Origin of the sequence: Cryobacterium sp. M96, from assembly GCF_002929845.1 — a bacterium.
GTDB classification, from domain to species: domain Bacteria; phylum Actinomycetota; class Actinomycetes; order Actinomycetales; family Microbacteriaceae; genus Cryobacterium; species Cryobacterium sandaracinum.
In genome coordinates, this window is the sequence record NZ_PJJS01000041.1 from 26,360 (window position 1) to 48,616 (window position 22,257).

The following is a 22,257-nucleotide window of genomic DNA, read 5'->3' on the forward strand; positions in this document are numbered from 1 at the left end:
CGGGGTCGAGCAGGAAGGAACGGAACATGGACTACGAGGTCGAGAAGTCGGATGCGCAGTGGCGCGCGGAGCTGAGCCCCGAGCAGTACGCCGTACTGCGCGGCGCCGCCACCGAGCGGGCGTGGGCCGGCGAGCTCCTCGATGAGGGCCGCTCCGGGATTTACACCTGCGGGGCTTGCAATGCCGAGCTGTTCAAAAGCGGCACGAAGTTCGACTCCGGTTGCGGCTGGCCGAGCTTCTACGAATCGGTGCGTCCCGAGGCCGTTGAACTCCTCGAAGACCGCACCCTCGGGGTTGTGCGCACCGAGGTGCGCTGTGCTAAGTGCGGCTCTCACCTGGGCCACGTTTTCGACGACGGATTCGGAACGCCCACCGGCGACCGGTACTGCATGAACTCCATCTCGCTCAATTTCAAGCCGGTCGAGTAAGCGTTGCCCGACCTCCTTGATACGGTCAATCATCGACGCTCCCACTCCAAGGTCACCGGGCAGGCACCGAGCCATGCGGAACTGCTGCCTTTGGTGGCTGTCGCGGCCCGTGTCGCCGACCATGGCGCTCTGCGTCCGTGGCGGCTGATCGAGTTGCGCGGTGACGCCCGGCGCCGCCTGGGCGAGGCCATGGTCGAGGCCGCCGGGCTGAACGGCGCCGAAGCCGCCAGGCTGGCCGCTAAGCCGCTGCGCGCCGAACTTCTGATCGCCGTGGTCGCGAGCCGTCGCGAAAGCGACACGGTGGCGGTCTGGGAACAGGACGCCGTCGCGGCCGGTGTCGCCCACATGCTGAGCCTTCTCCTCGCCGCCCAGGGCTGGGGCGTCATGTGGCGTTCCGGCGCCCTGGCCCGCACGCAGCCGGTGAACGAAACCCACGGCCTCGCGGCCTCGGAAGAATTGCTCGGCTGGCTGTACGTCGGGGGCATTCCGGCCGATGCAAAACCGGGCGTGCGCTCGCCGATCGATCCGACGGATTTTCTCAGCGCCCTCGAGGAAACCGTCACCGAGAGAATCACGATCTGAAGCGATGAGAGAACAGGGCCGGCCACGGGACTTGAACCCGTAACCCCCACTTTACAAGAGTGGTGCGCTACCAATTGCGCCAGGCCGGCATGAGGCGATTGACGCCTTGACTAATTATCCTAAATGACGAACCCGTGCTGTGCCGCCATCGAAGCGGGGCGACTACCCTGCCGGTGCCGGCTCGGGGGTCGGCGTCGAGGTGGAGTAGGTCGCACCGGCCGCCTGTAGCACGAAGGCCGCGAACTCCCTCGGGTCGTCGAGTGCGCCGACGTACTGCTTTCCGTTGACGAGCACGGTGGGTGTGCCGGTGATGGCCTCGACCTCGGTGTTCGGCAACGGACCGGACAGAGCCCGGTCGGTGGATGCGATGACCCACGATTTGAAGGTCGTATCGTCAATGCACGCGTTGATCTGCGACACCCGGTCGCTCACGCCGGCGTCCTTCACGAGGCCCTTGATGGCCGCGTCGTCGTGACCGGCAGTGCCCTCCTTGGGCTGTTCCTGGAACAGGATGGCGTTGAAGTCGTAGAAGTTTGCGGGGGCGTAATTGGCCACACATGCGGCGGCGTTCGCAGCCCGAAGCGAGTATTTCGTGCCGGAGGACTTGTGGGTCAGGATCGAAACCGGGTGGATCTCCACGGTCGCGGCACCCGACGTGACCCATTGGCTGATCTGGTCACTGTTGGCGGCATCGAACTCGCTGCAGAACGGGCAGAGGTAGTCGGCGTAGACGCGAATGTCGGCGACCGTGCCGGTCGCATCCGGCTTGGACGGTATCGGCTTGGCCTCGGGCTGGAGCGCGGAGGTCGTGACCGGGGTCATCCCCTCGGAGATCAGCACGCCGTCACTGGCCATGTTCGCCGGACCGGGGCCGACCGGGGGAATCGAGTTGATGATGACCACGACGATGACCGCGGCAATGGCGACGCCGGCGACGGCGATTCCGCTGCGCAAGGCGACCCGGTAACGGCGGTCCTTCTTCTTCTGCTCCTCGCGGATCCGCTTGGCCTTGGTGCGCACCGCGTCACGTCGCTGATTCTTAGAGGGACGGCTGTCGCCCGATCCGCCAATAGTCATGAATGCTCGCTCCGAGTAGTTAGTGCAGAGGCAAGCCATTTGCGAATGCCTCCCAAATAGTAGGTCCCCTTTCTGGGAAACGTCCAGACGGGGCCTGTGGGCGGGCTCCGCCGCAGAATTCCCGCCGTCGCCGCGATCCCCCGACATGACATACTTAGATAGTTGACCTGTGGCACATGACGTGTGGCAGGCGTAGTAACCCATCACAACGGATCGTCCGGCACGTACCTGCCGGTGAAGGAGTAATCAACCATGGCTTCAGTCACGTTCGACAAGGCGACCCGCCTGTATCCGGGTTCCTCTATTCCCGCCGTTGACAAGCTCGACCTGTCGGTTGCCGACGGCGAGTTTCTCGTGCTGGTCGGCCCGTCCGGCTGCGGCAAGTCCACGTCCCTGCGCATGCTCGCCGGCCTTGAAGAAGTCAACGACGGCAACATCTTCATCGGTGAGCGCAACGTGACGGATGTCCCGCCAAAAGACCGCGACATCGCCATGGTCTTCCAGAACTACGCCCTGTACCCCCACATGACGGTCGCCGAGAACATGGGCTTCGCGCTCAAGATCGCCGGCGTCAACAAGGATGAGCGCGCCGCCCGCGTTCTCGAGGCCGCCAAGCTGCTCGACCTCGAGCCGTACCTGAGCCGCAAGCCGAAAGCACTCTCCGGTGGCCAGCGTCAGCGCGTCGCCATGGGCCGTGCGATCGTGCGTCAGCCCCAGGTGTTCCTGATGGACGAGCCTCTGTCGAACCTCGACGCCAAGCTGCGCGTGCAGACCCGCACCCAGATCGCTTCGCTCCAGCGCCGCCTCGGCGTCACGACGGTCTACGTGACCCACGACCAGACCGAAGCCCTCACCATGGGCGATCGCATCGCGGTCCTCAAGGATGGCGTGCTCCAGCAGGTCGGCACGCCTCGCGACCTGTATTCGAAGCCGAACAACGTCTTCGTTGCCGGCTTCATCGGCAGCCCGGCCATGAACCTGTTCCTGGCCGACACCGTCGACGGTGGCGTCAAATTCGGCACCGCAACAATCCCCGTGCCCCGCGAGACCCTGGCCGGCTCCACCGGCAAGAAGGTCACGATCGGCGTTCGCCCCGAGGACATCCACCTGTCCACCACGCATGGCGAGGGCCTCGAAGTTGCCGTCGACCTGGTCGAGGAGCTCGGCGCCGACGGTTACCTCTACGGTCACTCCACGGTCGAGGGCAAGCGCACCGATATCGTCGCTCGCGTCGATGGCCGTTCGCACTCGTCCGCCGGCGACACCGTTTACCTCACCCCGACGCCGCACCACATGCACGTTTTCGACGCCGAGACCGGCCTGCGCCTCGGTGGAGCAGTCGCCGACTAGGCACCCGCTCCTCAACGAACGGCCGGATAGAGCATGCTCCGTTCGGCCGTTTTGTCGTTCCCCGACTGCGGAGCACACCGGTAAACTCGACGGATGAGCGGTTCACTCAACATCACATCGGCCACTGCCGATCCAGCCCTACTTGACCTTCCCTGGCACCTCCCGCTGGATGCCTGGCCGAACGAGAACATCGCAGCCCTGCCCAAAGGCATCTCCCGCCACCTTGTGCGCTTCGCTCATTTGAGCGGTCGTGTCGTCGCCATCAAGGAGACCACCAGCGAGATGGCCAAGCGCGAGTACGAGATGCTCCGTACCCTGCAGGGCCTGGAAATTCCCTGCGTCGAGCCGCTCGCCGTGATCACGAACCGCACCGATGACGACGCCGAGCCGCTGAATTCGGTGCTCGTCACCCGGCACCTCAAGTTCTCGCTCCCCTACCGCGCGCTCTACTCGCAGACCCTGCGGCCCGACACCGCCACCCGGCTGGTCGACGCCCTGGCCCTGCTGCTGGTACGCGTGCACATGGCCGGCCTCTTCTGGGGTGATGTGTCGCTGTCCAACACCCTCTTCCGCCGTGACGCCGGCGCGTTCGCCGCCTACCTGGTCGACGCCGAGACCGGGCAGCTATATCCAGGCGGGCTCTCCAACGGCCAGCGCGAGAACGACCTGGAGATCGCGCGCGTCAACATCGCCGGTGAGCTCATGGACCTCGAGGCCGGCGGTCGAGCGGCCGACGAGCTGGATCCCATTCGGGTCAGCAATGGGATCGTGGCCGCCTACCGGCTGCTCTGGAAAGAGCTCACCGGGTCGGAATCCTTCTCCAGCTCCGAACGCTGGCGCATCACGGAACGCGTCGAACGCCTCAACGACCTCGGGTTCGACATCGAGGAACTGGCCATCAAGACGGACAACACGGGTACGACCGTGCGCATCCAGCCGAAGGTCGTCGACGCCGGCCACCACCAGCGGCGCCTGCTGCGGCTGACCGGGCTCGACGCCGAGGAGAACCAGGCCCGGCGCTTGCTCAACGACCTCGACTCCTACCGGGTCTCCTACGGCGACCCGGAGGCCGACGAGGAGATGCTGGCGCACGAGTGGCTGGTGCGCGTCTTCGAACCCGTCATCCGGGCCATTCCCCGCGATCTCAAGGGCAAGCTGGAACCGGCCGAGGTCTTCCACCAGCTGCTCGACCACCGCTGGTTCATGGCCCAGAACCAGTCCAGGGACATCCCGCTGGCCGAAGCCGTCACCTCCTACGTCAAGGACGTGCTCCGGCACCGCCGCGACGAGGCCACCGTGATCGAGCCGGCCACCGGCGAGATCACGATCCCGATCGACGTGACCGACGATGAGACCGCCGCACTGGCGGACGCGGCCGAGTCGGCCGCCGACGACGCGGCCGACTGGCGCCTCAAGGTCTGATCCGGCCGGCGCTCCGCCTGGTCCGTGTACCCAGCCGAACCGTGAGAAAAGGCCGCCGATTGTGGGATTAAGGGGCTTTTCTCGCGGTTCGGCCTGCCTGGTGGGCGCCCGGCCGGCGGGTCGGGTTAAGAGGCTGCGGAGGCGGCTGCCGCCGTCGCGGCGGCTGCCTGCTTCGCGACCTTGGCGGCCTTGGCAGCCGCGCGCAGTCGGGAGACCTCGTACAGTGTCACGCCGGCCGCAATCCCCGCGTTGAGGGATTCGGTCGAGGCGCTGATCGGGATCGACACAATCGCGTCGCAGGTCTCGGTGACGAGGCGGGACAGCCCCTTGCCCTCGCTGCCGACCACGATCACGATGGGGCGCTCGGCGAAACCGATGCCGAGCTCGGGCAGCTGGGTGTCGCCATCACCGGCGAGGCCGATGACGAGCACGCCGCGCTCCTTGAGCGCCTTGAGCGACTGGGTCAGGTTGGTGGCCATGGCGACGGGAAGTCGGGCAGCGGCGCCGGCCGACGTCTTCCACGCCGACGCGGTCACGCCGACGGACCGACGCTGCGGCACGATCACGCCATGTCCGCCGAACGCGGCCGTCGAGCGGATGATGGCGCCGAGGTTGCGGGGGTCGGTGATGCCGTCGAGGGCGACGAAGAGCGGCTTGTGGCCGCGGCTGATCGTCAGTTCCAGCAGCTCGAGGGGCTGGGCGTACTCGTAGGACGGCACCTTGAGCGCGAGACCCTGGTGCACCGAGTCCCGGCCGGCCAGGCGGTCGAGCTCCGGGCGCATGACCTCGAGGACGGGGATGCCGCGGGTCGTCGCGAGGGTGAGGACCTCCTTCACCCGTTCATCCATTTCAATGCGCGTGGCGATGTACAGGGCCGTGGCGGGGATCTTCGCCCGCAGCGCTTCCAGTACGGAGTTGCGCCCGGTCACAACCTCATGCTCGTCGATCTGCTTGGCCCGGCGGGTGGACGCTCCGCCGCCGCCGGTGTTGCCGGTGGTGGCGCTGCGCGGCGCGCTCTTGGGACCCGCGGAACCGCGGCTGCGGCCGCCGCCGGCCGCGACGAAGCGGTCCTGGGCGAGCTTGCGTTTGCCGGCGGGGTGGTAGGGGCGGTCTTCCGCTTTGGGCGTGGGCTTCTTGCCCTCGAGCGCCTGGCGTCCCTGGCCGCCGGAACCGACCTGTGGTCCCCGGCTGCCCTTGCGCACGGCCCCGGTGCGGGACTTACGGTCTGTGTTCTTCATCAGTCAAAACTCCAATGGGCACCCGAGGGGGTGTCTTCGATGGTAATTCCGGCGGCGACGAGCTCGTCCCGGATACGGTCTGCGGCCGCATAGTCGCGGCCCTGCCTTGCGATTTCGCGATCGTCGAGCAGGCGCTCGACGAGGGCGGTGAGTGCGATCATGGCCGGTTCGTCCGTGGCCACGGACCAGCCCGGTGAGAGCGGGTTGATTCCGAGAACCTCACTCATGGCGAGCACGTGACCACGCGCGGCGGCGGCCGCGTGCAGATCTTCGGCGTCCAGCGCCGCGTTGCCGGTACGCACGGTGTCGTGCAACACGGCCAGAGCCTGAGGCACCGCCAGGTCGTCGTCCATGGCGGACGCAAATTCGTCCGGGACGATCTCGACGCCGGATCCGGCGAAGCGGGTGTCCGCCAGGCGGCGGTCGGCGCGGTCGAGGAAGCTCTCGATTCTTTCGAGGGCCGCTTCGGCCTCCACGAGGGAACCCTCGTGGTAGTCGATGGTGGACCGGTAGTGGGCCGCCCCCAGGTAGTAGCGCACGACGATGGCGCGCGCCTGGTCGAGCAGCTCCGCCGCGAAGACCGAGTTGCCCAGCGACTTGGACATCTTCTGTCCGTTCACGTTGACGAGACCGTTGTGCACCCAGTAGCTCGCGAAGCCGTCGCCGGCGGCGGCGGACTGGGCCAGCTCGTTCTCATGGTGCGGGAAGCGCAGGTCGAGCCCGCCGCCGTGGATGTCGAAGTGGGAGCCGAGGTAGCGGGACGCCATGGCCGAGCACTCGATGTGCCAGCCGGGACGGCCGGCTCCCCACGGGGACGGCCAGGAGGCGGACTCCGGTTCGTCGACTTTGCGACCCTTCCACAAGGCGAAGTCGCGTGGGTCATTCTTGCCACGCGGGTCGGCATCCGCTGCCGGTTCCATGTCGCCGCGCCGCTGGCGGGTGAGGTCACCATAGTCGGGCCAGCTCGCCGTGTCGAAGTAGACGTCGCTGGAAGCGTCATCGGCCGGGTAGGCGTGCCCGAGTTGGATCAGTCGGGTGATCAGGTCTTGCATCTGCTGGATGCTGGCGGTCGCCCTGGGTTCGTAGCTGGGGGCGAGGATGCCCAGCCGCTGGTATCCGGCGGTGAACTCCAGCTCGTAGCGGTAGGCGAGCGCCCACCACTGCTCGGTGCCCCCGACCGCGTGGGCCAGAATTTTGTCGTCGATGTCGGTGACGTTGCGCACGAAGGTGACATCGAAGCCGCGGTAGGTGAGCCAGCGGCGCAGCTGGTCGTAGACGAGGGCGCTGCGCAGGTGGCCGATGTGGGGCGAGGACTGCACGGTGGGTCCACAAACGTAAATACCCACCGCGCCGGGCGTGAGGGGTATGAAGTCGCGGAGGGCCTGGGCCCTGGAATCGTAGAGTCGCATGGTCACGCTTCCCAGCTTAGGTCAGGGTCTGCCGGGGGTTCGGGGAGAATGAGCGCCGTCGCGATGGCGGCGAGGCCCTCGCCGCGGCCAGTGAAGCCCAGGGCATCCGTCGTGGTCGCCGACACGGCGACCGGCGCCTTCAGCAGCGATCCGAGCAGCGCCTCCGCCTCGGCCCGGCGCGTGTTGAGTTTGGGCCGGTTGCCGATGATCTGCACCGTGACGTTGCCGACCCGGAATCCGGCGGCCGCCAGCAGGCGCAGGGTCTCGCCGAGGAACACGTCGCCATGGGCGCCGACGAGGCGCGGATCGGATGTGCCGAAGACACCACCGATATCGCCCAACCCGGCGGCGCAGAGCAGGGCGTCGCAGATGGCGTGCACGGCGGCATCGCCATCGCTGTGCCCGGACAGTCCGCGCTCCCCCGGCCAGTGCAGGCCGGCGAGCCACAGTTCGGAGTCGTCGTCGAAGGCGTGCACATCGAGCCCGGTGCCCACGCGGGGCGCGGTGTCGGTGCGGGGCGCGGACTGGGCCGGCACGCGCGCGCCGAGCAGGGCCTCGGCCCGGCCCAGGTCCCACAGGGTTGTGATCTTGAAGGCGAGCGGGTCCCCGGCGATCACGCTGACCGGGTAGCCGGCGGCGGCCACCACGCCCGCGTCATCGGTCGCCGCGAGCGACGAGCCGGCGGATGCCGCGGCGGCCGCGGCGGTGAGCATCTCCCTCGGGAAGCCCTGCGGGGTCTGCACGGCCGAGAGTGCGGCGCGGTCCACCGTGCCCAGGATCTCGCCGGCAGCGGAGATTTTCTTGATGGTGTCGACCACGGCCAGGCCGGGAACGATGCCGTGACCGGTTGACTGCACCGCGTCGACGACGGCGTCGCAGAGCGCGGCGGGCGTGAGGGCACGCGCGGCGTCGTGCACCAGGACGGTGCGCACGCCGGGGTGCAGCGCGGCCAGGCCGCGGTTCACCGATTCCTGTCGGGTGGCGCCGCCGGCCACCACGTCGACGGATGCTGCCCCGCCCGCCCTCGAGGCGACCCGGCGGGCGTGAGCCAGGTGGGTGGCGGGCGCGACGACGATGACCTGCACCGGGTCCCGCATCCCGAACACAGAGGCAAGCGCGCGTTCGAGCAGCGTGCGTCCGGCCAGCGAGACGAACGCCTTCGGCTCGGCGTGCCCGAGCCGGCTGCCACTCCCGGCGGCGACGACGATGACTGCGACCTGGGGCGCAGGGGTTTCAGTCATATCTGGACGCTATCTGGTGAGGTCGGCGACGAATGGACGCGAGACGGTGAGTACGAGGTGGTGCGGGAGGTACTGCGGCAAAAGACCGCGTCGGTGCGGGCGTCGGAAGCACGAAATGCGAAAGGCGGCACCTCGCGGCGCCGCCCTCCATCGAAAGCAAGTCTGGTTACGTGGGTTCTGGTTCTGCCGGTTCCGGCTATGCCGGTTAGGACGCCAAGACCTCGTCGAGGACCGTGGAGGCCTTCTCTTCGTCGGTCTTCTCCGCCAGGGCCAGCTCTGAAATAAGAATCTGACGGGCCTTGGCCAGCATCCGCTTCTCGCCGGCGGACAGGCCCCGGTCCTGGTCGCGGCGCCACAGGTCACGAACGACCTCCGACACCTTGATGACGTCGCCGGATGCGAGCTTTTCCAGGTTGGCCTTGTACCGGCGGGACCAGTTGGTGGGCTCTTCGGTGAAGGGAGCGCGCAGCACCTCGAACACCTTGTCGAGACCTTCTTGGCCGATCACGTCGCGGACGCCGACCAGGTCGACGTTCTCGGCGGGAACCTCAATGGTGAGATCGCCCTGGGTGACATTCAGCTTCAGGTACAGTTTCTCTTCACCCTTGACCATGCGCGTCTTCACCTCGGTGATCGTCGCAGCACCATGGTGGGGATAAACGACAGTTTCGCCAACCTCAAACAGCATATGTGTATCCCTTCAGCAACGTCGAGGATACCACAGCCGCCAGTGGTAAGGTGCGCCGCGCCCGGGCGCGCGCGGCTCAGCCCGACGGGAGCCGGTAGGCTGAAGGGGAAAGCTAAATTTGCAGCGTTTGGCCGTCAGGCGGAACGGTGATCTGTTGGAGGCGTTGTGAAAGCTCGTATCATCGTGTCCGTCGTTGTGGCGACCGGCATCCTTCTGGGGACCAGCGGTTGCAATCTCCTGGCACCGCAGTCGACGACCGCGAAATACGACGCGAGCGACGGAGTCAGCGGCAATGTCGGCGACCTCGCCATCCGCAACGCCATGCTTCTGTCGGACGACGGCAACATCGCCAACCTCGTGGTCACCGTCGTCAACTCGGGCGATTCGGCACACAACCTGAACGTGCAGTACGACGACGGCACCGAGAAATTCACCCAGGAGGTGAACGTGGACGCGAACTCCAGCGTCACGTTCGGCACACCGGATGCCCCGACCGTCACCGTCGCGGCCGACGTCGCGCCGGGATCGCTGTTCCCAGTCTTCTTCCAGTACGGCAACGAGACCGGCGTCGAAGTTCTCGTCCCGGTGCTCGACGGCTCGCTCGAGGAGTACTCGACGCTGCTGCCGACCTCCGCCCCGTAGGGCGAGGGCGACCGGCCGCTCCGGATCGCGGCACGCATTCCCGCGCGGGCGCCCTCCGTCGCCCCCGGCCTCAGGCGTCGAAGCGGTAGCCCAGGCCGCGCACGGTGACCAGCATGGTCGGATCCGAGGGGGCGGCTTCGATCCGCGACCGGATCCGCTTGATGTGCACGTCCAGGGTCTTGGTATCCCCGAAGTAGTCGCTGCCCCAGACCCGGTCGATCAGCTGACCTCGAGTGAGCACCCGGCCGGCATTGCGGAGCAGGAACTCCAGCAGCTCGAATTCTTTCAGCGGCAGGTTCACGATCTCGCCGGACACTGTCACGGTGTGCCGCTCGGTGTCCATCCGCACTGTGCCCGCCGACAGCAGGCTCAGGTCCTCCCCGACCTCGTCGGTGCGGCGCCGGGAAACGGCACGGATGCGGGCGAGCAGTTCCCGGGTCGAATACGGCTTGGTGACGTAGTCGTCGGCGCCGAGCTCGAGCCCGACCACGATGTCCACCTCGGAGTCCTTGGCGGTCAGCATGATGATCGGCACTGACGACCGCGTGCGGATCTCCCGACACACCTCCGTGCCTGGGATGCCGGGGAGCATGAGGTCGAGCAGAATCAGGTCTGCACCGGTGCGGTCGAACTCGCTGATGGCGCTCGGACCGTCTTCGGCGACGGTAACCTCGTACCCCTCCCGCTCGAGCAGGAAGCTCAGCGGCTCACTGAGCGCGCTCTCGTCTTCGACTAGAAGGATGTGGGTCATGGGGTGTCTCCTATCGCCGCCGAAGCGGGGTGCGGCGCCTCCGGGAGGCGGATGGTGAAGGTCGAACCGCTGCCCGGCTGCGACCAGACGCGGATGTCGCCGCCGTGGATCTGAACGATGTGCTTGACGATCGCGAGGCCGAGCCCCGTACCGCCGGTGTGCCGCGAGCGGGCCTGGTCGACCCGGAAGAAGCGTTCGAAGATCCGATCAAGATCGGCTTCCTCGATGCCCACGCCCTGGTCGGTGACGCTGATCTCGACGACTCCGGCGTTCTTGCGCACCCCGACCCCGACGCGGGAACCCTCTGCTGAGTAGTTCACTGCATTGGCCACGAGATTGTGCACGGCCATCACGAGGAGCCGCTCGTCGCCGCTCACCTCAGCCCCCGATTTCTTGCCGAGGGCGATCGTGATCCGGTCCGCCTCCGCGGTGACCCGGCTCTGGTCCACCGCCGTGGCCACGATGACGTCGACGTTGACGATCTCGGGCTCGGTCAGGGAATCCTGCGCCTGTAGGCGGGACAATTCGATGATCTCCTGGGTCAGGCGGCTGAGGCGACCGGACTCAGTGGTGAGGCGGTTCGCGAAGCGGCGCACCTGCACCGGCTCGTCCGCCGCCTGGGTGAGCGCCTCGGCCAGCAGCCCCACGGCGGCGATGGGCGTCTTCAACTCATGGCTGATGTTGGCGACGAAGTCCCGGCGCACCTCGTCGAGCCGGAAGGCCTCGGTGCGGTCCTCCGCCAGCACCAGAACGTACCGTGTTCCCAGCCGGGCCAACCGCACCCGCACCCGCATGCTGGCATCACCGAAGGGCCCGCGGGAGAGGACCAGATGGTCCGAGATCGGCTCGCCGGAACGGCGCACCTGGCTGATCAGGTTCAGGAGCTCGGAGTGCACCAGCTGCCGGTTCCAGACCAGTCCCATCGACACCGCGGCCTGGGATGCCTTGATCACGTTGTTGGACGGGTCGACGACGGCACCGGCCGTCTCCAGCGCGTCGAGCACCTGGTCGATTCCGTCGGGGACGGCCGGGTTGACGACCTCGGCGGCGCGCCGACCGTGACGCTCGGCCACGTGCAGCAGCGTCATGAAACCGGCCCCGACAGTCAGGCCGAGGGCCAGCGCCAGAAGCACAAGCCCTGTCGATTCCATTCATCAAGAATACTGACGTTTATTCCGGGTGGGTGACAGGGCCGTCCCGGCGCGCAGGCTACTTTAGGTAGAGTTCAAGACCACGGCACCTGCCGTTAACCTCCCTCCCCCATGATTCGGTGGGGCCAGGTGGGTCTCACGCGTCTGCGTGTTACGCGCGCCCAGGAAGGACCACACACCATGCGTGAAGTATTCCAGCAGGAACTCGCCGAAGTGCAGGATCGCCTTGTCGAGATCTCCCGACTCGTGGCGATCTCCATCGACAAGGCGACGCGCGCCTTCAACGAGTCCGATGTCGGTCTGGCGGAAGAAGCGATTTCCGAAGACGAGAAGATCGACGAGCTGACCATCGAACTCGATGAGCTGGCCATCACGATCCTGGCCCGCCAGCAGCCGGTCGCACGCGACCTGCGCATCGTCGTCAGCGCCCTGCGCATCAGCGCGTCGCTCGAACGGATGGGCGATCTGTCCACGCACATCGCCCAGCTGGCCCGTTACCGGTTCCCCGACAAGGTCGTGCCGAAAAGCCTGCGCGCCACCTTCGCCGAGATGGGCACGCTCGTCACGGCAATCGCGCACATGCTCACCGCGCTTCTGACCAATGAGGACATGAAGCTGGCCGAAACCATCCGCAACGAAGACGACAAGGTCGACGCGCTGCACCTCAGCGTGTTCGACGCCGTGCTCGGGGCGACCTGGAAGGGCCAGGCGGCCGACACGGTCGACTCCACCCTCGCCAGCCGCTACCATGAGCGCTTCGCCGACCACGCGGTCTCGATCGCGAAGAAGGTGCAGTACCTCGGCACCGGCGCCTGGCAGCAGAACACGAACGCCTAGAGTCCAGGCGCTCCGGCGTCACCAGGAACGAGAAAGCCCCGGAAGCAGTTGCTTCCGGGGCTTTCTCGTTCCTGGTGGGTTGGACGCTACTTCTTGTTTCCCTGGGCCGCGACGGCGGCAGCACCGGCGGCGGCAGCCTCGGGGTCAAGGTAACGGCCGGGGCCGAGCGGCATCATGTCCGCGCCGAGGCGGTAGACCAGCGGGATGCCGGTGGGGATGTTCAGCTCGGCGATGTCCGCGTCGCTGATGCCATCGAGGTGCTTGACCAGCGCGCGCAGCGAGTTGCCATGGGCGGTGACGAGAACCGTCTTGCCCGCACGCAGGTCGGGGGTGATGTCGGATTCCCAGTAGGGCAGCATCCGGTCGACGACGTCGCTGAGGCACTCGGTGCGGGGCAGGTCGTCGCCGAGCGCCGCGTAACGCGGGTCGTGCGCCTGAGACCAGCGGGAATCGTCGGCCAGCACGGGCGGCGGAACGTCGAAGGAGCGGCGCCACAGCTGGAACTGCTCGGGCCCGAACTTGGCGAGGGTCTCCGCCTTGTCGAGGCCCTGCAGGGCGCCGTAGTGGCGCTCGTTGAGCCGCCAGGAGCGCTTGACGTCGATCCACAGCCGGTCGGCTTCTTCCAGAGCGATATTCGCGGTCTGGATGGCGCGGGTAAGTAATGAGGTGTGCAGGATGTCGGGCAGCAGGCCCGACTCGGCGAGAAGCTCGCCGGCGCGCTTGGCTTCGCCCGCGCCCTGCTCGCTCAGCCTGACATCCACCCAGCCGGTGAAAAGGTTTTCCTGGTTCCATAGGCTTTGGCCGTGACGGAGAAGGATGAGATTGTATGCATCTGACATGAGTCCAACTCTACCGACGTGGCGAGCGCGCCGGGGCTGGGTCGGCGGCCGGGGTCAGTGGCCGGGGTCAGTGACCGGCGTCAGTGGCCGGGCGTGCGGATGCCGAGCCGGGGCAGGCGCGGGATATCGGCCACCGAGCCCGCCGACTGAGGCACGATGACCTCCTGCGCGGCCGCGACGAGGATGTCCTGGGAGGCCACGTACAGGGTGACCGTGGCGGGAACGGTGCGCTTCACCGTGGCGAGCGCGATCGGGCCCAGCTCGTAATGGATGGCGCTGGAGGTGATCCGGCCGATCCCGCGGTGCTCGGTGGTTCCGTCGGCCAGCTGCTTCACGGCCTGCACTTCGTCCCCGTGCACGGGGAGCACCGCGTCGGAGCCGTCCAGGTGCAGCAGCACCAGGCGGCGGGGCGGATGCCCGAGGTTGTGTACCTTGGCCACGGTCTCCTGGCCGCGGTAGCAGCCCTTGTTCAGGTGCACGGCGCTGCGCAGCCAGTCGAGTTCGTGCGGCAGGCTCTTCTCGTCGACCTCCGTGGCCCGGCGCGGGCGCCACGCCGCGATCCGGAGGGCCTCGACGGCGAGAAGGCCGGCCGCGGCGACCCCTCCGTTCCGCACGGCGTCGCGCAGAGCCGGCAGGGACGCGCGGGGGACGAGGGTCTCGGTCCAGTGCCACGCGGCGGCCGGGTGCGCCGGTCCAGGCGCGTACTGGTATCCGCCCGCGGAGACCTGGGTCCAGGGGTCGTGCCACACCAGAGGCACTCCGCTCGGCGCGGCCGGTGTGAGCGGCAACACCGACGGGTCACCCATCGACCCGATCACGGCGTAGGCGAGAGTGTGGTCGACGACCTGCACCCGCAGTGTGAAGCGCATCGTGTCGAGCCACGCGTGCAACCCGGGCAGTTGGGCTGCCTCGACCAGCAGCCAGGTCTCCACCCCGTCGTCGATGACCGCCATGGCGTATTCGACGTGGCCGTTCGGGTCGAGCAGGAGCGTCTCGGTGGACTCCCCCGGCGCCAGGCGGCGCAGCTCCTGGCTGGAGATGGAGTTGAGCCAGGTCAACCGGTCCGGTCCGGCGACGCTCAGCACGCCGTGGTGGGACAGGTCGACGACGGCTCCGCCGGCGAGGAGCCGGCGCTGCTCCGTGAGAGGTCCGCCGTAGTGCGCGGCCACGCCGGCATCGATGCCCTCGGCCTGCACCGCGCCGTCGAGTTCGAGCAGCGGGGATCTGAGCGGCGAGGACGGGAGAGGGGACACGGGTGCATCGGTCATGGGAACTCTTTCCAACGGACGGTTCGGCGCCGGGGCACCTGGATGTGACGCGCAGGGATGCCCGGTTTATTCGACGCGCTTGAGGCGGCCGGACGCGTGGGTGCGCAGGCTCTGACCTAAGGCGGCCATGTCCCAGGCCCAGAGCAGATGGCCGTCGACCAGACCATAGAGCCTCGTCGCCGCCGAGTAGGGTTTGGCACCCTGGGTGCGCATCACGGCATCCGTCGCCAGGTCGATGCGCGGACCCTTGACCTGGCCGAGGTAGATTTCCGCGACTCCGCCGGGGTGCACGATGGTCACGTCGATATCGAAGCCGTTGTCGGCGTTGCGGAGGGTTTCGACCGCAGCAGCGGTGACGAACGGATGCTCACCCACGGCCGGCAGCAGACCCGGACCGGGATCGCCGAGCCCTTGGGCACGGCTCAGCCGCCAGTACCCGGTTTCCGTCATCAGCGGCGTCGACTCACCGCCGTCGGAGTCGGGCGTCGGCTCGAGCCAGGTGTAGGAGCTGTAATTCAGGTGCGGCAGGCCGTCGTGGCTGAAGCTCAACCGGTGACCGAACTCCCGGCTGACGGACTCTTCGCCGATCTGATAGTCGATGATTCCCGAACCTTCCCACACCCCGAGGAGCCACGACAGCGGCACCAGTTCGGAGGGGAGCTGAGGGGGCAGCTCAAACATCGAGGGCTACCGCTGCCCCCGGTACAGCTTGAACAGAACCAAGCCGGACACCCAGGCGATCGACAGGCTCGCCAGCGCGAGCAGCCCCAGGAAGAAGATTTCGATAGCGAGGATAGACATACGTCTTACTCTAGCCCGCTCGCGCGCGATAACCCCTCGGCACGCCTTAGCAGAACCACACGAGCACGGGCTGACTCAGATCAGAGTCAGAGGAGCCCGGCGAGAGCGAAGATTCCGGTGGCGGCGGCGAGCACGGCCACGGCACCGACGAGGCTGGTCGTCACCCGGTCCACGTAACCTTCCTTGCGTCCGGTCGCGAGCTGTACGCTCAGGGTTCCGATCGTGCAGCCGGCGAAGGAGAGGCTCATCCAGATCAGATGCTGGCCGGGCAGGGACAGCCATCCGGCCAGCACGGCGCACGCGAACGCGAACAACCACACCACGACGACGCTCTTCCACTGCCAGCTCACCCTCTCATTCTGCCCTGCCCGGGACCCTTTCCGCGGCACGCTAGGATGGGGCGCACAATCCTTGGAGGGTGAGTGTGGCCCAGTTGTTGATCCTGACCTCGGCGGTCAACAGTGACGTTCTTCCCGCCCTCGCCCTGCTGTCACACGGCACGCGCACCATCCCCGCCCAGCCGGACCAGCTCGTGACGGCGCCCGACGCCGACCTCATGCTCGTCGATGCCCGCTCCAATCTGATGGCGGCCAAGTCGCTCTGCCAGATTCTGCGCACCACGGGAAACACCGTTCCGCTGCTGCTCGTGATCACGGAGGGCGGCCTGGCCGCGGTGAGCCCGGACTGGGGCGTCGACGACGTCATCCTCGAGACGGCCGGGCCGGCCGAGGTGGATGCGCGCATCCGCCTCGCCGTCGGGCGCGTGCCCCGCACGGAGGAATCCGCCACCATCCGCGCCGCCGGGGTCATCATCGACGAGGCCAGCTATTCCGCCAAGGTGCACGGCCGGCCGCTGGACCTCACCTACAAGGAATTCGAGCTCCTGCGCTTTCTCACCGCGCATCCGTCGCGGGTCTTCACCCGGGAACAGCTACTCAGCGAGGTCTGGGGCTACGACTACTTCGGCGGCACCCGCACGGTGGACGTGCACGTGCGGCGACTGCGGGCCAAGCTCGGCGACCAGGAATCCTTGATCGGCACCGTGCGCAACGTGGGCTACCGCTTCAATGTGCAGGAACAGGACGGCACCCGTGGCATTCATCCGGTTTGCGCCTGATCTGACGGATGCCGCCTTCGCGGCCGAGTTCCACCGGGTCAGCGCCACCGCTACCCAGGGCGACGGCTACGCGCCGTTCAACGAACAGTCCCTTTTCGACGTGGCCGCGGGGCACCGCGCCCCGTTCCTGGTCGTGGAGAAGGACGGGAACGTCGTCGTGGGTGCGGGCATCCTCGGCGCCGGCGAACTCGACCTCGTCGTCGACCCGGCCCGACGCCGGCACGGGTACGGCACGGCCGCCCTGGCCGAAATCCTGGCCGACGCGCCCGGGGAGCTGACGATCTGGTCGCACGGCGACCACCCCGCTGCCCGGGCGCTCGCCGATCGGTTCGCTTTCACGGCCGAGCGCACCCTGCTGCAGCTGCGGCTGGACCTGTCGAAGGAGACAGCCGGCAGCGCGCCGGCCGAGCCCGGAGGCCCTGCCCGCACCGGCATCCGTGCCGCCGTCCAGATCGACGCGTTCCGGCCCGGGCCGGACGACGCGGAATGGGTAGCGCTGAACGCGCTGGTGTTCGCCGCGCACCCGGAGCAGGGGGCTCTGACCGCGAGCGATCTGGCCGCCCGCTGTGCCGAACCGTGGTTCTCGGCCGGTGATTTCCTGGTGGCCCGCGACGCCGGCACTGGCACCGGTCGGATGGTCGGCTACAACTGGTTGAAGATCGAGTCGGGCTCCCCGGTGGGCGAGATCTACGTCGTCGGCGTGCACCCGGATGCCGCCGGTCGCGGCGTCGGCCGCCGCCTCATGTTGGCCGGGCTCGACCGCCTCCGCGAACGCGGGTGCCGTACCGCGGACCTGTATGTGGAGGCCGACAGCGCCGCCGCGGTGGCCCTGTATCGTTCGCTCGGGTTCACCGAGCGAACGATCGATGTGCAGTACCGCCGCAGCCCGCGTTGACCAGTGTTCATCCAAGATCGTCGCATTCGCGCGGTCCGCAGTGTCAAGATGGTTGAATGGACGGCGATAACATTCAGACCGACTCGGGCCTGGGCAGCGACTTTGACGATGATTTCGATCCCCTGATCGGCGTGAACGATCCGGCGCTCCTTACCGAGCGCTACCTCGACCGGGAACTGAGCTGGCTGGCCTTCAACCAGCGGGTGCTCGAGCTCGCGGAGGACCCCGATCTCCCGGCTCTGGAACGGGCGAACTTCCTGGCCATCTTCGCCAGCAACCTCGACGAATTCTTCATGGTGCGGGTCGCCGGCCTGAAGCGCCGCATCCTCACCGGGCTGGCCGTGCCGACCAACATCGGGCGCGCCCCGCAGGACGCCCTCTCCGACATCTCCACCACGGCCCACGTTCTGCAGGCCCGGCACGCCCACGCCTTCCAGGACCTCGTCAGCCCGGCCCTCGCCGAAGCCGGGATCGACATCGTCAACTGGGACACCCTGGACGACGCCGACCGCCGTTCCCTGCGCGACTACTTCTCGAACCAGATCTTCCCGGTGCTGATGCCCCTCGCGGTCGACCCGGTGCATCCATTCCCCTATATCTCCGGGCTCTCGCTGAACCTCGCGGTCCGGGTTCGCAACTCCAAAACCGGCAAGCAGGAGTTCGCCCGGCTCAAGGTGCCCACCATGCTCCCCCGCTTCGTGCGCGTGGACCGACGCGAGAAGGCAGACAGCGTACGCTTCATCACGCTCGAGGACCTGATCGCGAACCATCTCGGAGACCTGTTCCCGGGCATGGACATCCTCGAGCACCACGTCTTCCGGGTCACCCGCAACGAAGACGTCGAGATCGAAGAGGACGAGACCGAGAATCTGATCAAGGCCCTCGAGAAGGAGCTGCTGCGCCGCCGGTTCGGCCCGCCCATCCGTCTCGAGATCACCGAAGACATGGACGAGGTCACCCTCGGCCTGCTCGTGCGCGAGCTGGACGTCACCGATCAGGAGGTGTACCGCCTGCCGGCCCCGCTCGACCTGGGCGGCCTGTTCGACCTGCGGATCGACCGCCCGGACCTGCGCTATGTGAAGCACGTGCCGACGACGGCCGTTCAGCTGCTCGCCCCGGAACCGAACGCGGAACCGGACATCTTCAGCGCCATCTCGCGCCGGGACATCCTGCTGCACCACCCGTACGAGTCGTTCGCAACCAGCGTGCAAGCGTTCCTCGAGCAGGCCGCGGCCGACCCGGACGTGCTCGCCATCAAGCAGACCCTGTACCGTACCTCGGGCGACAGCCCCATCGTCGAGGCGCTGATCGCAGCCGCCGAGTCGGGCAAGCAGGTTCTCGCCCTGGTGGAGATCAAGGCCCGCTTCGACGAACAGGCCAACATCACCTGGGCCCGCAAGCTCGAGAAGGCCGGCGTGCACGTGGTCTACGGCCTCGTGGGCCTGAAGACGCACTGCAAACTCGCGCTCGTGGTGCGGAACGAAGACGGCGTTTTGCGCCACTACAGCCACATCGGCACCGGCAACTACAACCCCAAGACCAGCCGTCTCTACGAAGACCTCGGGCTCCTGACCGCGGACCCGCAGGTGGGCAAGGACCTCACCCGTCTGTTCAACGAACTCTCCGGCTACGCGATCGAGAAGAAGTTCAAGCGCCTGCTGGTGGCGCCGCTGCACCTGCGCCGCGCCCTGCTCAAGAGCATCGCGACGGAAACCGCGGCCGCCCAGGCCGGCAAGCCGTCGGGCATCCGGATCAAGGTGAACTCCATGGTCGACGAGGCCATCATCGACGCACTGTATCGGGCCAGCCAGGCGCGCGTGCCGATCGAGATCTGGGTGCGCGGCATCTGCAGCCTGAAGCCCGGGGTCCCCGGGATGAGCGAGACCATCAAGGTGCGCTCGATTCTCGGGCGATACCTGGAGCACTCCCGGATCTTCTCGTTCCACACCAACGGTGACCCGCAGGTCTACATCGGCAGCGCCGACATGATGCACCGCAACCTCGACCGCCGGGTCGAGGCGCTGGTGCGCCTCGTCGACCCTGACCACCTGACCGAAATCGACGCCCTCTTCACCCGGGCCATGGACGACCGAACCTCATCGTGGTGGCTGGACAGCTCGGGCGAATGGACGCGCCACCACCTGGACGGTTCCGGCCATCCGCTCGACGACATGCAGAACAGGCTCATGCAACAAATCTCCCTCCGCAAGCGCCCGGCGGGGCGCCGATGAGCGACCCTGCCATCTACGCTGCGGGCGCCGTCTGCTGGCGCCTGATCGACGGCAAGATCCACGTTCTCCTGATCCATCGCACCGTGTACGGCGACGTGACCATTCCCAAAGGGAAGGTCGACCCAGGCGAGACCCTGCCGCAGACGGCCGTGCGCGAGATCGGGGAGGAGACCGGCCTGGCCGTGGCCCTCGGCGTGCCACTGGGCATCTCCGCCTACTCGCTGCTCAACGGCCGCGAGAAGATCGTTCACTACTGGGCCGCAGAGATCACGCCCGCGGCCATCCAGCACTCGACCTTCGTGCCCAACGGCGAGGTCGCGGCGATCGAGTGGGTCACCATCAAGAAGGCCCGCACCTACCTCAGTTACACGCCCGACGTGGAGATCATCGACGCATTCGCCAAGCTCGTCGACACCGGTGTCACCCGCACCTTCGCCCTGATCGCGCTCCGCCACGGCAAGACCGTGCAGCCCGGCAACTGGGACGGCCCCGACTGCAGCCGGCCGCTGACCGAGCGCGGCGTCAAGCAGGCCGCCGCCATTGTGCCCACGATCACCGCCTGGCAGCCCCTGCGGATCGTGTCGAGCACGGCGACCCGCTGCGTGACCACCGTGGCCCCGCTCGCGGCGGCCACCGGCATCCAGATCAAGCGCACCGAACGCTACAGCCAGGACGCGTTCGAGCAGGGCCTGGCGGATGTCCGTTCCGGCATCGGCAAGCGGGTGCGGTCGCGAAAGACTGCTGTGATCTGTAGCCACGGGCCGGTTCTCCCCGAGATCCTGCACGAGATCGCCCTGGCCACCGGCACCACCCACGGTGCGTACATCTCCGACGCGGCGGCCCTCGAAACCGGGTCGTTCTCGGTGGTGCACCTCTCCGCCGACAATCCGAGCGCGGGAATCGTCGCGATCGAAACACACTCGCCTGCCCTCTGACCACGGTATTCGGTGAATGCCCCGCTGCTTCTTTCGGCCTGCCCCGCCGCGTTCACCTTCCGTTAACCTTTTCGCAGGGGTGTCGTTAACCAGGCGGAATATGGTCACGGTGAGGCCAGCACCGGCCTCGAACCTGCAGTCACTTGTTATGAAGTCAACCCTCGAAAGGGATATCTGTGAATTTCATGCGTTTTGGCCGACCCGCGGTCATCGCCGTCGTCGCCGCACTGGCACTGTCTTCCTGCGCCGCGAACGAGGGCGCTGCACCGGGGTCCGACTCCGCCAGCGCCCTCACCGGCACGATCAACGCCGGTGGCGCGTCCTCCCAGGGCTCAGCCCAGGAAGCCTGGATCTCAGCGTTCCAGACCGCAAACCCGGACGTCACCATCAACTACGACCCGTCCGGTTCCGGCGCAGGTCGGGAGGCGTTCATCGCCGGTGGCTCCGACTTCGCAGGCTCCGACTCCTACCTGAGCGACGACGAGCTCGCCGGCACCTTCGGTTCTTGCGCAGCGGACACCACCGCGGTCGACCTGCCCGTCTACATCTCCCCCATCGCCGTGATCTTCAACGTCGATGGGGTCGACGACCTCAACGTCGACGCCGACACGCTGGCCAAGATCTTCTCCGGCGCCATCACCACCTGGAACGATCCGGCCCTGGTCGCACTGAACGAGGGCGTCTCGCTCCCGTCGACCGCGATCACCGCCGTGCACCGCTCGGATGACTCGGGCACCACGAAGAACTTTGCGGACTACCTCGGCCAGAACGCCCCGGACGTGTGGACCGAGAAGGCTTCCGACACCTTCCCGTTCCAGACCGGTGAGGGTGCGCAGGGCACCTCGGGCGTCGTCGACGCCGTCACCAACGGCGTGGGCACGATCGGCTACGCCGACGCGTCGCGCGCCGGAGACCTCGGGGTCGCCAAGCTCAAGGTCGGCGACGAGTTCGTCGCGTACAGCGCCGAAGCCGCCGCCGCCGTCGTCGACGGTTCTCCTCTCGTCGAGGGCCGCGAAGCCAACGACCTCGCGTTCGACCTCAACCGCATGACCGACAACCCGGCCGAGTACCCGCTGGTCCTGGTCAGCTACGCGATCGTTTGCACCGAGTACGCCGACCCCGCCCAGGCTGAGCTCGTCAAGGCCTACGTCGGCTACATGGCCAGCGCCGAGGGCCAGGCCGAAGCGGTAGCATCCGCCGGCGCGGCATCGATGACGACCGAACTCCAGGACAAGGTCGCAGCGGTTCTCGAGACCATCAAGTAGCTCCTGTTTCGCCGTTCCTCAGCTGCCCGATCCGGGACTCGCATGGCTTGCGAGCACCGGGTCGGGCAGACTGGGGTTCGTGGCCTGTGA

The 22,257-nt window shown here is 67.5% G+C and carries 22 protein-coding genes and 1 tRNA gene; 11 read left to right on the top strand and 12 right to left on the bottom strand.

The features are described from left to right. Window positions 1-26: 26 nt before the first annotated feature. Together msrB and CXY79_RS05450 are read left to right on the top strand one after the other, a co-directional pair. Window positions 27-428 carry a peptide-methionine (R)-S-oxide reductase MsrB gene (msrB, locus tag CXY79_RS05445; RefSeq protein WP_104100136.1) on the top strand — a complete coding sequence of 134 codons (402 nt, stop codon included), beginning with the start codon at window positions 27-29 and terminating at the stop codon, window positions 426-428. Window positions 429-431: 3 nt separating this feature from the next. Next, window positions 432-1,010, top strand: a complete 579-nt coding sequence (locus CXY79_RS05450; RefSeq protein WP_104100137.1) for a nitroreductase family protein — start codon at window positions 432-434, stop codon at window positions 1,008-1,010. 16 nt (window positions 1,011-1,026) lie between these two features. Here the strand turns inward: CXY79_RS05450 and CXY79_RS05455 are convergent. Next, window positions 1,027-1,099 (bottom strand) — tRNA-Thr (locus tag CXY79_RS05455). 73 nt (window positions 1,100-1,172) lie between these two features. Then, window positions 1,173-2,087, bottom strand: a complete 915-nt coding sequence (locus CXY79_RS05460; RefSeq protein ID WP_104100138.1) for a thioredoxin domain-containing protein — start codon at window positions 2,085-2,087, stop codon at window positions 1,173-1,175. 252 nt (window positions 2,088-2,339) lie between these two features. On the opposite strand from CXY79_RS05460, the gene CXY79_RS05465 reads away from it, so the two are divergent. Both CXY79_RS05465 and CXY79_RS05470 read left to right on the top strand, forming a co-directional pair. Further along, a complete protein-coding gene (locus CXY79_RS05465; RefSeq protein WP_104100139.1) occupies window positions 2,340-3,437 on the top strand; it encodes an ABC transporter ATP-binding protein in 1,098 nt (365 codons plus the stop codon). A 93-nt stretch (window positions 3,438-3,530) separates the two neighbouring features. Beyond that, window positions 3,531-4,859 (top strand): DUF4032 domain-containing protein, encoded by a 1,329-nt coding sequence (locus CXY79_RS05470; protein WP_104100140.1) that lies wholly within the window; start codon window positions 3,531-3,533, stop codon window positions 4,857-4,859. Window positions 4,860-4,984: 125 nt separating this feature from the next. Here CXY79_RS05470 and rlmB read toward each other — a convergent pair whose 3' ends face one another. From rlmB to CXY79_RS05490, 4 genes are all read right to left on the bottom strand, one after another. Continuing rightward, window positions 4,985-6,097, bottom strand: coding sequence for a 23S rRNA (guanosine(2251)-2'-O)-methyltransferase RlmB (gene rlmB, locus CXY79_RS05475; RefSeq protein WP_104100141.1), 1,113 nt, complete (start codon window positions 6,095-6,097; stop codon window positions 4,985-4,987). Next, entirely contained in the window at window positions 6,097-7,512 is a 1,416-nt protein-coding gene (gene cysS, locus CXY79_RS05480) for a cysteine--tRNA ligase (RefSeq protein WP_104100142.1), read from the bottom strand. The genes rlmB and cysS overlap by 1 nt, the downstream gene beginning before the upstream one ends. Further along, the gene (gene ispD / locus CXY79_RS05485) at window positions 7,509-8,747 is read right to left on the bottom strand and encodes a 2-C-methyl-D-erythritol 4-phosphate cytidylyltransferase (RefSeq protein ID WP_104100143.1); all 1,239 of its coding nucleotides are present in this window, start codon (window positions 8,745-8,747) and stop codon (window positions 7,509-7,511) included. Before ispD ends, cysS begins: the two co-directional genes overlap by 4 nt. A gap of 205 nt (window positions 8,748-8,952) precedes the next feature. Next, entirely contained in the window at window positions 8,953-9,435 is a 483-nt protein-coding gene (locus CXY79_RS05490) for a CarD family transcriptional regulator (RefSeq protein ID WP_104100144.1), read from the bottom strand. A gap of 165 nt (window positions 9,436-9,600) precedes the next feature. Between CXY79_RS05490 and CXY79_RS05495 the strand changes: the two genes are divergently transcribed. Continuing rightward, window positions 9,601-10,077 carry a hypothetical protein gene (locus tag CXY79_RS05495; protein WP_104100145.1) on the top strand — a complete coding sequence of 159 codons (477 nt, stop codon included), beginning with the start codon at window positions 9,601-9,603 and terminating at the stop codon, window positions 10,075-10,077. A 70-nt stretch (window positions 10,078-10,147) separates the two neighbouring features. On the opposite strand, the gene CXY79_RS05500 is transcribed toward CXY79_RS05495, so the two are convergent. After that, window positions 10,148-10,828, bottom strand: coding sequence for a response regulator transcription factor (locus CXY79_RS05500; RefSeq protein ID WP_104100146.1), 681 nt, complete (start codon window positions 10,826-10,828; stop codon window positions 10,148-10,150). Beyond that, window positions 10,825-11,979: a cell wall metabolism sensor histidine kinase WalK gene (locus CXY79_RS05505; RefSeq protein WP_104100147.1), complete on the bottom strand. Its 1,155-nt coding sequence runs from the start codon at window positions 11,977-11,979 to the stop codon at window positions 10,825-10,827. Before CXY79_RS05505 ends, CXY79_RS05500 begins: the two co-directional genes overlap by 4 nt. A 180-nt stretch (window positions 11,980-12,159) precedes the next feature. On the opposite strand from CXY79_RS05505, the gene phoU reads away from it, so the two are divergent. After that, window positions 12,160-12,816 carry a phosphate signaling complex protein PhoU gene (gene phoU / locus CXY79_RS05510; protein WP_104100148.1) on the top strand — a complete coding sequence of 219 codons (657 nt, stop codon included), beginning with the start codon at window positions 12,160-12,162 and terminating at the stop codon, window positions 12,814-12,816. An 86-nt stretch (window positions 12,817-12,902) separates the two neighbouring features. Here the strand turns inward: phoU and CXY79_RS05515 are convergent, their stop codons facing one another. The 4 genes from CXY79_RS05515 to CXY79_RS05530 all read right to left on the bottom strand — a co-directional run bounded on the left by CXY79_RS05515 (window position 12,903) and on the right by CXY79_RS05530 (window position 16,074). Next, window positions 12,903-13,655, bottom strand: a complete 753-nt coding sequence (locus CXY79_RS05515; protein WP_104100149.1) for a phosphoglyceromutase — start codon at window positions 13,653-13,655, stop codon at window positions 12,903-12,905. An 80-nt stretch (window positions 13,656-13,735) separates the two neighbouring features. Beyond that, window positions 13,736-14,923 (bottom strand): folate-binding protein YgfZ, encoded by a 1,188-nt coding sequence (locus CXY79_RS05520; protein ID WP_104100150.1) that lies wholly within the window; start codon window positions 14,921-14,923, stop codon window positions 13,736-13,738. A 66-nt stretch (window positions 14,924-14,989) separates the two neighbouring features. Further along, window positions 14,990-15,604 (bottom strand): FABP family protein, encoded by a 615-nt coding sequence (locus CXY79_RS05525; protein ID WP_104100151.1) that lies wholly within the window; start codon window positions 15,602-15,604, stop codon window positions 14,990-14,992. 206 nt (window positions 15,605-15,810) lie between these two features. Beyond that, window positions 15,811-16,074 carry a hypothetical protein gene (locus tag CXY79_RS05530; RefSeq protein ID WP_104100152.1) on the bottom strand — a complete coding sequence of 88 codons (264 nt, stop codon included), beginning with the start codon at window positions 16,072-16,074 and terminating at the stop codon, window positions 15,811-15,813. A gap of 74 nt (window positions 16,075-16,148) precedes the next feature. Between CXY79_RS05530 and CXY79_RS05535 the strand changes: the two genes are divergently transcribed. The 5 genes from CXY79_RS05535 (at window position 16,149) to pstS (ending at window position 22,167) form a co-directional block, all read left to right on the top strand. Then, window positions 16,149-16,841, top strand: coding sequence for a response regulator transcription factor (locus CXY79_RS05535; protein ID WP_104100153.1), 693 nt, complete (start codon window positions 16,149-16,151; stop codon window positions 16,839-16,841). After that, window positions 16,816-17,736 carry a mycothiol synthase gene (gene mshD, locus CXY79_RS05540; protein ID WP_233191277.1) on the top strand — a complete coding sequence of 307 codons (921 nt, stop codon included), beginning with the start codon at window positions 16,816-16,818 and terminating at the stop codon, window positions 17,734-17,736. Before CXY79_RS05535 ends, mshD begins: the two co-directional genes overlap by 26 nt. 56 nt (window positions 17,737-17,792) lie before the next feature. Continuing rightward, window positions 17,793-19,967: an RNA degradosome polyphosphate kinase gene (locus tag CXY79_RS05545; RefSeq protein ID WP_104100155.1), complete on the top strand. Its 2,175-nt coding sequence runs from the start codon at window positions 17,793-17,795 to the stop codon at window positions 19,965-19,967. Further along, window positions 19,964-20,902, top strand: a complete 939-nt coding sequence (locus CXY79_RS05550; protein WP_104100156.1) for an NUDIX hydrolase — start codon at window positions 19,964-19,966, stop codon at window positions 20,900-20,902. Before CXY79_RS05545 ends, CXY79_RS05550 begins: the two co-directional genes overlap by 4 nt. A gap of 176 nt (window positions 20,903-21,078) precedes the next feature. Continuing rightward, on the top strand, window positions 21,079-22,167 hold the full coding sequence (gene pstS / locus CXY79_RS05555) for a phosphate ABC transporter substrate-binding protein PstS (protein ID WP_369827942.1): 1,089 nt from the start codon (window positions 21,079-21,081) through the stop codon (window positions 22,165-22,167). The last annotated feature ends 90 nt before the right edge of the window (window positions 22,168-22,257 follow it).

Bases quoted from the DNA above. Each gene is read 5' to 3' on its own strand.
- phoU (WP_104100148.1), top strand. From the start codon at position 12,160: ATGCGTGAAGTATTCCAGCAGGAACTCGCCGAAGTGCAGGATCGCCTT.
- CXY79_RS05460 (WP_104100138.1), bottom strand. From the start codon at position 2,087: ATGACTATTGGCGGATCGGGCGACAGCCGTCCCTCTAAGAATCAGCGA.
- CXY79_RS05465 (WP_104100139.1), top strand. From the start codon at position 2,340: ATGGCTTCAGTCACGTTCGACAAGGCGACCCGCCTGTATCCGGGTTCC.
- CXY79_RS05490 (WP_104100144.1), bottom strand. From the start codon at position 9,435: ATGCTGTTTGAGGTTGGCGAAACTGTCGTTTATCCCCACCATGGTGCT.
- rlmB (WP_104100141.1), bottom strand. From the start codon at position 6,097: ATGAAGAACACAGACCGTAAGTCCCGCACCGGGGCCGTGCGCAAGGGC.
- CXY79_RS05525 (WP_104100151.1), bottom strand. From the start codon at position 15,604: ATGTTTGAGCTGCCCCCTCAGCTCCCCTCCGAACTGGTGCCGCTGTCG.
- ispD (WP_104100143.1), bottom strand. From the start codon at position 8,747: ATGACTGAAACCCCTGCGCCCCAGGTCGCAGTCATCGTCGTCGCCGCC.
- CXY79_RS05505 (WP_104100147.1), bottom strand. From the start codon at position 11,979: ATGGAATCGACAGGGCTTGTGCTTCTGGCGCTGGCCCTCGGCCTGACT.
- CXY79_RS05470 (WP_104100140.1), top strand. From the start codon at position 3,531: ATGAGCGGTTCACTCAACATCACATCGGCCACTGCCGATCCAGCCCTA.
- CXY79_RS05515 (WP_104100149.1), bottom strand. From the start codon at position 13,655: ATGTCAGATGCATACAATCTCATCCTTCTCCGTCACGGCCAAAGCCTA.
- CXY79_RS05550 (WP_104100156.1), top strand. From the start codon at position 19,964: ATGAGCGACCCTGCCATCTACGCTGCGGGCGCCGTCTGCTGGCGCCTG.
- CXY79_RS05545 (WP_104100155.1), top strand. From the start codon at position 17,793: ATGGACGGCGATAACATTCAGACCGACTCGGGCCTGGGCAGCGACTTT.
- msrB (WP_104100136.1), top strand. From the start codon at position 27: ATGGACTACGAGGTCGAGAAGTCGGATGCGCAGTGGCGCGCGGAGCTG.
- CXY79_RS05520 (WP_104100150.1), bottom strand. From the start codon at position 14,923: ATGACCGATGCACCCGTGTCCCCTCTCCCGTCCTCGCCGCTCAGATCC.
- CXY79_RS05500 (WP_104100146.1), bottom strand. From the start codon at position 10,828: ATGACCCACATCCTTCTAGTCGAAGACGAGAGCGCGCTCAGTGAGCCG.